Source organism: Streptomyces sp. SID14478 (assembly GCF_010548525.1).
In the GTDB taxonomy this organism is placed as follows: domain Bacteria; phylum Actinomycetota; class Actinomycetes; order Streptomycetales; family Streptomycetaceae; genus Streptomyces.
Map to the genome: position 1 here is coordinate 1 of NZ_JAAGMG010001073.1, position 10050 is coordinate 10050.

Annotated in this window: 10 protein-coding genes; 7 read left to right on the forward strand and 3 right to left on the reverse strand. The window is 73.1% G+C overall.

All coding sequences use genetic code 11. The features are described from left to right. Window positions 1-1094 (reverse strand): TDT family transporter (locus G3I40_RS35060; protein ID WP_164558887.1); only part of this gene is annotated, 1094 nt, incomplete at its 3' end. A 112-nt stretch (window positions 1095-1206) separates the two neighbouring features. Between G3I40_RS35060 and G3I40_RS35065 the strand changes: the two genes are divergently transcribed. Further along, complete coding sequence (locus G3I40_RS35065; protein WP_164558894.1) at window positions 1207-2121, forward strand: LysR family transcriptional regulator; 915 nt, start codon at window positions 1207-1209, stop codon at window positions 2119-2121. A 165-nt stretch (window positions 2122-2286) separates the two neighbouring features. Beyond that, entirely contained in the window at window positions 2287-3282 is a 996-nt protein-coding gene (locus tag G3I40_RS35070; protein ID WP_164558888.1) for a phosphotransferase, read from the forward strand. Here G3I40_RS35070 and G3I40_RS35075 read toward each other — a convergent pair. Both G3I40_RS35075 and G3I40_RS35080 read right to left on the reverse strand, forming a co-directional pair. Then, a complete protein-coding gene (locus G3I40_RS35075) occupies window positions 3236-3934 on the reverse strand; it encodes a gamma-glutamyl-gamma-aminobutyrate hydrolase family protein (RefSeq protein WP_203645339.1) in 699 nt (232 codons plus the stop codon). The two genes, G3I40_RS35070 and G3I40_RS35075, sit on opposite strands and share 47 nt — an antisense overlap. A 290-nt stretch (window positions 3935-4224) precedes the next feature. Further along, window positions 4225-4950, reverse strand: coding sequence for an FCD domain-containing protein (locus G3I40_RS35080; RefSeq protein ID WP_164558889.1), 726 nt, complete (start codon window positions 4948-4950; stop codon window positions 4225-4227). A 96-nt stretch (window positions 4951-5046) separates the two neighbouring features. Between G3I40_RS35080 and G3I40_RS35085 the strand changes: the two genes are divergently transcribed. The 5 genes from G3I40_RS35085 to G3I40_RS35105 all read left to right on the forward strand — a co-directional run. Next, the gene (locus G3I40_RS35085; RefSeq protein WP_164558890.1) at window positions 5047-6405 is read left to right on the forward strand and encodes a glutamine synthetase family protein; all 1359 of its coding nucleotides are present in this window, start codon (window positions 5047-5049) and stop codon (window positions 6403-6405) included. Window positions 6406-6415: 10 nt separating this feature from the next. After that, entirely contained in the window at window positions 6416-7771 is a 1356-nt protein-coding gene (locus G3I40_RS35090) for an aldehyde dehydrogenase family protein (protein ID WP_239092128.1), read from the forward strand. 7 nt (window positions 7772-7778) lie between these two features. Continuing rightward, on the forward strand, window positions 7779-8561 hold the full coding sequence (locus G3I40_RS35095; RefSeq protein WP_164558892.1) for a 3-oxoacyl-ACP reductase: 783 nt from the start codon (window positions 7779-7781) through the stop codon (window positions 8559-8561). Between the two features lie 33 nt (window positions 8562-8594). Continuing rightward, window positions 8595-9875, forward strand: a complete 1281-nt coding sequence (locus G3I40_RS35100) for a haloacid dehalogenase-like hydrolase (protein WP_203645341.1) — start codon at window positions 8595-8597, stop codon at window positions 9873-9875. Window positions 9876-9903: 28 nt separating this feature from the next. Then, the coding region (locus G3I40_RS35105) for a DUF2510 domain-containing protein (protein WP_164558893.1) at window positions 9904-10050 on the forward strand (147 nt) is incomplete at its 3' end.

The window sequence follows — 10050 nt, forward strand, 5'->3', positions numbered from 1 at the left end:
GGCGCGAGGAGCCGGCCGTCGCGCAGGCCGCGCACCGTGTGCGTCGCCGCCACGGCCCAGGCCGCGACGAGGACCGCGTAGAGCACCAGCGCCAGCGCGTCGAACGCGGCGAGACCGGTGTGCTTGCCCAGGCCCTCCGCCCCTGTCACGCACGTGCCGACGGGGAAGGTGAACGCCCACCACGTCATCGCGAAGCCCATGCCCTTGCGGCGGGCCCGCACCACCAGCGCCGACGCGAGCGCCAGCCACAGCAGGGCGAAGCCCATGACGGGGACGCCGTAGAGGACCGCGAACGCCCTGAAGCCCTCGTCGAACGGGGCGGGCAGCACGGTGGCGACGTCCGCGAACTTGTTCGCGGCGGTCGTCGACTGGCCCAGCGGGCCGAGGACGAGGAAGAGCGTCGGGGTCAGCGCCAGGGGGAGCGGGCCCGCGGTGACGAGACGCGCGAAGACCATCGGCAGCATGACGGCCGTGGCGAGCAGGCTCAGCCCGAACATGCCGTAACAGGCGAGGAGGAAGATCTGCTGCCAGGGACCGGCCGGCAGGTGCGGGACGAGCAGCGGGCCGACCGCGGCGGACACCATCGGGGCCACGACCGGCAGCAGCCACACCGGGGAGGCCTGGCCCGGCTCGATCCGGTGCCGGGCCACCATCAGATAGGGGACGGCGACGGCCGCGACGAGCCCGATCAGCGTGCCCGCGACGAACAGCATCGTGTCGACGGCGACCGCCGCGTCCAGCCCGATCCAGTCCTGCCCCACCAGCACCGTGCCGCCACCCACCGCGAGCAGCGCCATCGACAGGCAGCCGTAGAAGGGGGCCACCGCCGGGTCCATGAGGTGCGCCCGCGCCTGGTCGCGGTGGTGCGTCCAGTGCAGCGCCCGCGCGGCGAGGAGCACCAGCAGCGCCGCGAACGACAGCGCCCACATCGCCGTGCAGGCCGTCCGCAACCCGGTGAACCGCACCGGCAGGCTCGCTCCGGCGTTCGCGACGATCGCGGTGCCCATGACGGAGGCGTACCAGTTGGGGCCGAGATGGCGGACGGCGGCGGCGCGCGGCGCGAGTCCTGCGGTGGGGAGGGCGACGGTGACCATGCCCTCACCGTCCCGCGCGGCCTCCGCCCCCACCAGGGACGTCGTCGCTATGGGGACATAAGCTGGCTTTATGAGCAAGGGGCGCAGGGAGCACGCGGACACCACGGACCCCATGGACGGGTCGCCGCCGGGCATGCTCGCGCACCGGGTTCCCGACCTCGGCGCGCTGGAGCTGCTGCTGGCCGTCGCGCGCCTGGGCAGTCTCGGCGGGGCCGCACGCGAGCTCGGCATCACCCAGCCCGCGGCGAGCAGCCGCATCCGCTCGATGGAGCGCCGGCTCGGCCTCGCCCTCGTGGACCGTTCGCCGCGCGGCTCCCGGCTCACGGACACCGGTGCGCTGGTCACGGACTGGGCGCGGCGCGTGGTGGAGGCGGCCGAGGAGTTCGACGCCGGGGCGCAGGCGCTGCGCGACCGGCGGGACTCCCGGCTGCGGGTGGCGGCGAGCATGACGATCGCCGAGTACCTGCTGCCGCGCTGGCTCGTCGCCCTGCGCTCGGCGCGCCCCGACACGGCCGTGTCGCTGCTCGCGGGCAACTCCACGTCGGTCGCCGAGCGGCTCCTCGCGGGCGAGGCGGACCTGGGGTTCGTGGAGGGCCTGACCGTCCCCGCCGGGCTGGACGCGACGGTCATCGCGCACGACCGGCTGATCGTGGTGACGGCCCCGAGCCACGCGTGGTCCCGGCGGCGCCGGCCGCTCACGGCGCAGGAGCTGTCCACGACACCGCTCATCCTGCGGGAACAGGGGTCAGGCACGCGCCAGGTGCTCGACGCGGCGCTCGGAGGGCTCGCCCGGCCGCTGATCGAGCTGTCCTCCACGACCGCGGTGAAGGCGGCGGCGGTGAGCGGGGCCGGGCCCTCCGTCCTCAGCGAGCTGGCGGTCGGGGAGGAGCTGGCCGCGCGGCGGCTCGTCCGGATCCCGCTGGAGGGGGTCAGCCTCAGCCGGGACCTCAAGGCGGTCTGGCCGACGGGGCACCGGCCGGTGGGACCTGCGCGGGAGCTGCTGGGGCTGACCCGGTCGGGGGCCTGACCCCCCTCTCGGCTCGGCCCCGGCCGTGTGCGTCAGCCGTGAGGGCGGTCGAGCGCTGACTTCTTCTCGGCTCGCTCCCCGACCGGGTCCGTCAGCTGCGAGGGCGCCGAGGTCCCGAGCCGGAACTCGCTTTCTCCACCGTCGGCGGAGCCCTACTTTTGTCCCATGACCCCGGCGACCCCAGCCCCGCCCGCCACTGGCGTCCGCACCCCGTGGGACGCCCTTCCGGACCGCGTCCGCGACGCCCTCGCCGACGCGCTGGGCGCTCCCGTCGTGACCGCCCGGACCCAGTCCGGCGGGTTCTCGCCCGGCGTCGCGGCCCGCGTCGCCCTCGACGACGGGCGCCGCGCCTTCGTCAAGGCGGTCAGCGCGCAGGCCAACCCGCACAGCCCGGCCCTGCACCGCGCCGAGGCGAGGAACGCCGCCGCGCTGCCGCCCGAGGTGCCCGCCCCCCGGCTGCTCGCCACGTACGACGACGACACCTGGGTGGCCCTCGCCTTCGAGGACGTGCCGGGCCGGCAGCCGCACGTCCCCTGGCGGGGCGACGAGTTGAGCCGCGTCCTCGGGGCCGTGGACCGACTGGGGCGGGTCCTGACGCCCGCACCGTTCCCGGCGCCCCGCGTGGTCGACGTGCTCGCCCCGTCCTTCGCGGGCTGGCGCAGGCTCGTGGAGGAGGGACGGGTGGAGCGGCTCGGGCTCGGCGACTGGGCCACCCGCAACGCCCCGGCCCTGGCCGAACTGGCCGCTCCCTGGGCAGAGTTCACCGACGGCGACACCCTCGTCCACGCCGACCTGCGCGCCGACAACATCCTGCTCACCGAGCGGGACGTCGTCTTCGTCGACTGGCCGCACGCGATGCGCGCGGCGCCCTGGTTCGACCTGCTCGTCATGCTGCCGTGCGTCCGTGCGCAGGGCGGCCCCGACCCCGAAGTCCTCTTCGCCGGACAGCCGTCGGGGCGTGCCGCCGACCCGGAGGGGGTCACGCGGGCGCTCGCCGGGTTCGCCGGGTTCATGCTGGAGCACGCCGACCGGCCGGCCCCGCCGGGGCTGCCGACGCTCCGGGCGTTCCAGCGGGCCCAGGGGGAGGCAGCGCTGGAGTGGCTGGAGCGGCGGATCAGAAACCGTGCGGGGTCGCAGCCGCGCGTACCAGACCTCCGGTGACCCGCGCGTCCTCACCCATCTCGGGATGCCACTGCACGCCCATCACCCAGGTCATGCCGGGCAGTTCGACGGCCTCGACGGTGCCGTCGTCGGCGTACGCCGACGCCACCAGACCCCTGCCGAGCCGGTCCACGGCCTGATGGTGGTACGTCGGGACGTCCGTGACCTCCGGCGCCAGGTCCGCGTACCGGGTGCCGGGGACCGGCGTCACGGTGTGCCGCCCGAAGGTCCCGACGTCCTTCACGTGCCCTTCGAGGTGCTGGGTCAGCGTCCCGCCGAGGGCCACGTTCAGCAGTTGCATGCCCCGGCAGATGCCGAGCAGCGGCGTCCCGGACGTCATCGCGGCCCGGATCAGGGCGAGTTCCCACGTGTCCCGCTCCGTCGCCGCCGGGCCCGTGCGCGGGTCGCGCTCGGCGCCGTAACGGCCGGGGTCCACGTCGGGACCGCCCGCGACGATCACTCCGTCGAGCCGGGCCACCACCGAGGGGGCGTGCCGGGCGTCGTCGGGCGGCAGCATCACGCCGAGGCCGCCCGAGGACTGCACGAGCCGCGGATAGCCGGCCGGGAGGAGCGCGGCGGGCATCTCCCACACACCCCAACTGGCCTTGTTCTCCAGGTAGGTGCTGATGCCGATCAGCGGCCTGCTCACCATGGTGCCGTGCTCCCCAACCTAGGTCGTACCCGTTGCCGTCAGCCCCGTCCCGGTTCCGCCTCCGCCGCGGCCAGTGAGGAGGAGCGTACGAGATCGTCACGCCGCACACCGCGACGTTCAGCATGCGGGCACCGTCCCCTGTGGCGGCGGCCCGCGCGCCGGGGACGACGTGCACGACACCCAGCCCGGTCGGCGGCAGTCGGCCGGTCCGCGCAGCCGTGATCCAATGGCATGGATCCGTACCTTTGTGAGACGTGAAGGCAGCCGAGGGGTCGTGCGTCACCCGCCGCTCAGGTCAGGAAACCGCGCAGCAGGGCCGCCGTACCCCCGCAGTGCTCGCGCATCATCTCCCGCGCCCCGTCCGCGTCCCTGTCGAGGACGGCCTCCACCAAGGCCGTGTGCTGGGTCTGCGAATGCTCCAGGTTCCGTACCAACAGCGGTATGCAGTCCAGGAGTTCATTGACCGTGGCGCGCACCGCCGCGTACTGGCCGGCCAGGGAGGGGGAGCCGCACAGCTCGGCGAGGGCGAGGTGCAGCAGGGTGTCCCGGCGGCGGTAGTCGGTCAGCGGGGCGTCGTGGGTGTCGCGGAGCGCGGCCCGCAGCCGTCCGGCCTGCCCGTCGTCGAGCCCGTGCGCCGCGCACAGACCTGCGGCGCCCACCTCCAGGACCTCGCGGAAGCGCAGGACGTCCTCCACGTCCACGCCCGCGATGCGGCGCCGCAGCTCGTCCTCGCCGGCCGCCTCGGGGCGCGGCAGCACGAACGTGCCGCCGTAGCGTCCGCGCCGGGACGCGACCAGGCCCTGGTCCTGCAGCACCTTCAGCACGTCGCGCAGCGTCACCCGGCTGATGCCGAGCCGCTCCGCCAACTCCCGCTCCGACGGCAGCCGTTCGCCCCCCGGCACCAGGCCGAGCCGGACGACCTGGAGGATCTGCGCCAGCGCCTCCTCGAAGCCGTTGCCGGCCCGCACCGGGCGCAGCACCGTCGCGAGGCCGCCGTCGGATTCCGTGTGCGACATCGGGCGCGGTCCCCTTCCCAAGCAATGGTTCTCGGCAATACCTTATGGCTCTCGGCCGACCCAAGGGACCCCCAGGGACCCAAGGAGGTTCTACCTGTGGCAGACCGCACACCCCCGCTCGCCGTGGAGGAGCTGCACGCCCTCGTCGCGAGCGGCGAGATCGACACCGTCGTCCTGGCCTTCCCCGACATGCAAGGGCGGCTCCAGGGCAAGCGGTTCGCCGCCCGCTTCTTCCTCGACGAGGTGCTCGACCACGGCACCGAGGGCTGCAACTACCTGCTCGCCGTCGACGCCGAGATGAACACCGTCGACGGCTACGCGATGTCCTCCTGGGACCGCGGCTACGGCGACTTCGCCATGCGTCCCGACCCGGCCACCCTGCGCCGCGTCCCCTGGAACGAAGGCACCGCGATGCTCTTCGCCGACCTCGCCTGGGAGGACGGCTCGCCCGTCGTCGCCGCACCCCGCCAGATCCTGCGCCGCCAGCTGGAGCGCCTGGCCGACCTCGGACTCACCGCCCAGGTAGGCACCGAGCTGGAGTTCATCGTCTTCAAGGACACCTACGAGCAGGCCTGGGACGCGCACTACCGCGGCCTGACCCCCGCCAACCAGTACAACATCGACTATTCCGTCCTCGGCACCGGCCGCATCGAGCCCCTGCTGCGCCGGATCCGCAACGAGATGGGGGCGGCCGGCCTCACCGTCGAGTCGGCGAAGGGCGAGTGCAACCCCGGGCAGCACGAGATCGTCTTCCGCTACGACGAGGCCCTCGTCACCTGCGACCAGCACGCCGTCTACAAGACGGGCGCCAAGGAGATCGCCGCCCAGGAGGGCGTCTCGCTCACCTTCATGGCGAAGTACAACGAGCGCGAGGGCAACTCCTGCCACATCCACCTGTCCCTCGCGGACGCGGACGGCGAGAACGCGATGGCCGACGGGCCGGGGATGTCGCAGCTGATGCGCCACTTCCTCGCCGGACAGCTCGCCGCCCTGCGCGACTTCTCCCTCCTCTACGCCCCCCACATCAACTCCTACAAGAGGTTCCAGCCCGGCTCCTTCGCCCCGACCGCCGTCGCCTGGGGCCACGACAACCGCACCTGCGCGCTGCGCGTCGTCGGCCACGGCCGGTCCCTGAGGTTCGAGAACCGCCTGCCCGGCGGCGACGTCAACCCGCACCTGGCCGTCGCGGGCCTGGTCGCGGCCGGCCTGCACGGCATCGAGCACAAGCTCGAACTCCCCGACGCCTGTACGGGGAACGCCTACGAAGCCGCTTACGAGCACGTCCCCACCACGCTGCGCGAGGCCGCCGAGCTGTGGGAGAACAGCCCCGTCGCGCAGGCCGCCTTCGGGGACGAGGTCGTCGCCCACTACCGCAACATGGCGCGGGTCGAACTCGATGCGTTCGACGCCGCCGTCACCGACTGGGAACTGCGCAGGTCGTTCGAGAGGATGTAGGACCGCTGTGCTGCTGCACGTACTGAATCCGGCGACCGAAGAGGTCGTCGCCACCGTCCCCGCCGCCACCCGTGAGGACGTCGACACCGCCGTCGCCCGGGCGGCCGCCGCCCAGCAGGGCTGGGCCGCCGCGGCCCCCGCCGACCGGGCCCGCCTGCTGCGCCGCTTCGCGGCACAGGTCGACGAACACCGCGAAGAACTCGCCCGGTTGGAGGTCCGCGAGGCCGGCCACGTCCTCGGCAACGCCCGCTGGGAGGCCGGCAACGTCCGGGACCTCCTCGACTACGCGGCCGGCGGCGTCGAACGGCTGACGGGCCGGCAGATCCCGGTCGCCGGCGGCCTCGACGTCACGCTCCACGAACCCCTCGGGGTGATCGGCGTCATCGCCCCCTGGAACTTCCCCATGCCGATCGCCGCATGGGGCACCGCCCCGGCGCTCGCGGCAGGCAACGCCGTGCTCCTGAAGCCCGCGGAGACCACCCCGCTCACCGCACTGCGCCTCGCCGAACTCGCCCTGGAGGCGGGCCTTCCCGAGGGACTGTTCCAGGTGCTGCCCGGCGAGGGGCCGGTGGCCGGTGACGCGCTCGTCGCGCACCCGGGCGTCGCCAAGATCGTGTTCACCGGCTCCACCCGCGTCGGCAAGCAGATCATGGCCCGGTGCGCCGACCGCGTGAAGCGCGTGACCCTCGAACTCGGCGGCAAGAGCCCGAACATCGTCTTCGCCGACGCGGACGTCGAGGCGGCGGCCCTCGCCACCCCGATGTCCTTCCTCGACAACTGCGGCCAGGACTGCTGCGCCCGCACCCGCATCCTCGTCCAACGCTCCGTGTACGAGCGGTACATGGAGGTGCTGGCCCCCGCGCTCGCGTCCGTCGTCGTCGGCGACCCGGCCGACGAGAAGACGCAGATGGGCCCGCTGATCTCCCGGGCGCAACTCGAACGGGTGCGCGCGTACGTCCCCGCCGACGCGGCCGCGCTGCGGGGCACCGCGCCCGAGGGCCCGGGCTTCTGGTTCCCGCCGACCGTCCTGACCGGGACAGCCGCCGACGCGCCCGCCGCCGTCGAGGAGGTCTTCGGGCCCGTCGCCGTCGTGCTGCCCTTCGACGACGAGGCCGACGCCGTCCGCCTCGCCAACGCCACCGACTACGGCCTGTCCGGCTCGATCTGGACCCGCGACGTGGGCCGCGCCCTGCGCGTCGGCGCAGCCGTCCGCGCCGGGAACCTGTCCGTCAACTCGCACTCCAGCGTGCGTTACACGACCCCGTTCGGCGGCTACAAACAGTCCGGCCTCGGCCGCGAACTGGGCCCCGACGCCCTCACCGCCTTCACCGAAACCAAGAACGTCTTCCTCAGCACGGAGGCCTGACACACCCATGAGCGACGAGATCATCTGCCGCCGCCTGGTCGGCCGCACCGCCGTCATCACCGGCGCCGGCAGCGGCATCGGCCTCGCCACCGCCCGCCGGCTCGCCTCCGAGGGCGCCCACGTCGTGTGCGGCGACATCGACGAGACCGCGGGCAAGAAAGCGGCCGACGAGGTCGGCGGCACCTTCGTGAAGGTCGACGTCACCGACGCCGGACAGGTCGAGGCCCTCTTCAAGACGGCGTACGACACCCACGGCTCGGTCGACATCGCCTTCAACAACGCGGGCATCTCACCCCCCGACGACGACTCCATCCTGGACACCGGCCTGGAGGCGTGGAAGCGCGTCCAGGAGGTCAACCTCACGTCCGTGTACCTGTGTTGCAAGGCGGCGATCCCGTACATGCGGCGCCAGGGCAAGGGCTCCATCATCAACACCGCCTCGTTCGTGGCGCGCATGGGCGCGGCGACCTCCCAGATCTCGTACACCGCGTCCAAGGGCGGCGTGCTCGCCATGTCCCGCGAACTGGGCGTCCAGTTCGCCCGCGAGGGCATCCGCGTGAACGCGCTGTGCCCCGGCCCGGTCAACACCCCGCTCCTGCAGGAGCTGTTCGCCAAGGACCCGGAGCGGGCGGCGCGCCGGCTCGTGCACATCCCCGTGGGCCGTTTCGCGGAGGCCGACGAGATCGCGGCCGCCGTGGCCTTCCTCGCCAGCGACGACGCGGCCTTCGTCAACGCCACCGACTTCCTTGTGGACGGCGGGATTTCAGGGGCGTACGTCACGCCTATGTAGGGGACCCGGCACGGAGGTGTACGGTCCCCAGGCATGCGTAACAGAAATGTTGCCGCGTGGACTTCGGCCGTGGTCACCGCTCTGGTGGCCACGGCTCTCGTCTCTCCTGCGGCCGCCGCCACGTCCGCGCCCACGGGTTCCGGGAAGTGCCCGCAGCTGTCGAAGAAGCTGCCCTGGTACGGCCAGAACCGGGCTCAACTCCAACGCATGATCGACGAACGGGGCACCTGCGACGGCCACCACGGCCCGCGCCCCGTCGCCGCGTTCGACTGGGACAACACGGTCGCCAAGAACGACGTCACCGACGCCACGATCGCCTGGTCCCTCAAGCACGACAAGATCCTTCGCCCGGCGAGCTGGAAGAAGACCAGCAAGTGGATGACGGACGACGCCGACAAGGCGCTCACCGCCGCCTGCGGCACCGCCGTCCCCGTGGGCGCCCCGCTGCCCACCTCCACCGACACCGACTGCACGGACGAGATCTTCAACATCCGTGAGTCCGGCACGACCATGAGCGGCGCCGCCGCCTTCGCCGGCACGTGGAACCACCGCCGCACCGTGCCCCAGTACGCCTGGGTGCCGCAGCTGTTCGCCGGACACACCGTGCCGGAACTGGAGTCGTACGCGGCCGCCGCCCGCAAGGAGGCCCTCGCCGCACCGATCGGCGCGACCCAGAAGCTGGGCACGCACACCCTGCCCGGCTACGTCCGCTACTACGACCAGCAGCGCGACCTGATCCGTACGCTGCAGAAGGCCGGCTTCGACGTCTACATCGTGTCGGCCGGGTCCGAGCCGGTGACGGAGGTGTGGTCGCGCGGCGTCGGCATCGACCGGGCGCACACCATCGCGATCCGCTCCGTGCTCGACCGCAAGGGCCGCATCACCACCTACAACGAGGGCTGCGGCGGCGTCGGCCGCACCCAGGGCGAGGCCATCCCCTACATCGACGGCAAACGCTGCTGGATCAACCAGGACATCTACCACGTCAAGGGCAAGTCCGCCTGGAACAAGCAGCGTGGGGACCGGCGCATCGCGCTCGGCGGCGGCGACGCCGACACCGACGTCACGTTCGTCGGCGACGCGACCGGCGCGCACCTCGTCCTCAACCGGAACAAGAACGAGATCATGTGCCGGGCCTACGACAACGCCGACGGACGCTGGGTCGCCAACCCGATGTTCATCGAACCGCTGCCACGCAAGTCCGGCACGTACCCGTGCTCGACGGCCGCCGACAACCTGCCCCAGGGCGGATTCGGGCCACTGCTGAGGGACGACGGTTCGGTCGTGCCCGATCAGCAGGACACGGTGTACTGACCTTCGCCGCCCGGCCTACAGTGCCGGGATGAGCAGTCCCCCGACCCCGCCGCCCGGGTGGTACCCGGACCCGCATGTCCCGCCCGCCGAACGCTGGTGGGACGGGACGGCGTGGACCGGGCACCGCAGGCAACCGGTGGCGGCGGCCCCCGTGCCGCCGTCGCACGAGCCGCGC

Coding starts and splice junctions, on each gene's coding strand:
- G3I40_RS35075 (WP_203645339.1), bottom strand. CDS start 3,934: ATGGTGAGCAGGCCGCTGATCGGCATCAGCACCTACCTGGAGAACAAG.
- G3I40_RS35080 (WP_164558889.1), bottom strand. CDS start 4,950: ATGTCGCACACGGAATCCGACGGCGGCCTCGCGACGGTGCTGCGCCCG.
- G3I40_RS35070 (WP_164558888.1), top strand. CDS start 2,287: ATGACCCCGGCGACCCCAGCCCCGCCCGCCACTGGCGTCCGCACCCCG.
- G3I40_RS35095 (WP_164558892.1), top strand. CDS start 7,779: ATGAGCGACGAGATCATCTGCCGCCGCCTGGTCGGCCGCACCGCCGTC.
- G3I40_RS35065 (WP_164558894.1), top strand. CDS start 1,207: ATGGACGGGTCGCCGCCGGGCATGCTCGCGCACCGGGTTCCCGACCTC.
- G3I40_RS35100 (WP_203645341.1), top strand. CDS start 8,595: ATGCGTAACAGAAATGTTGCCGCGTGGACTTCGGCCGTGGTCACCGCT.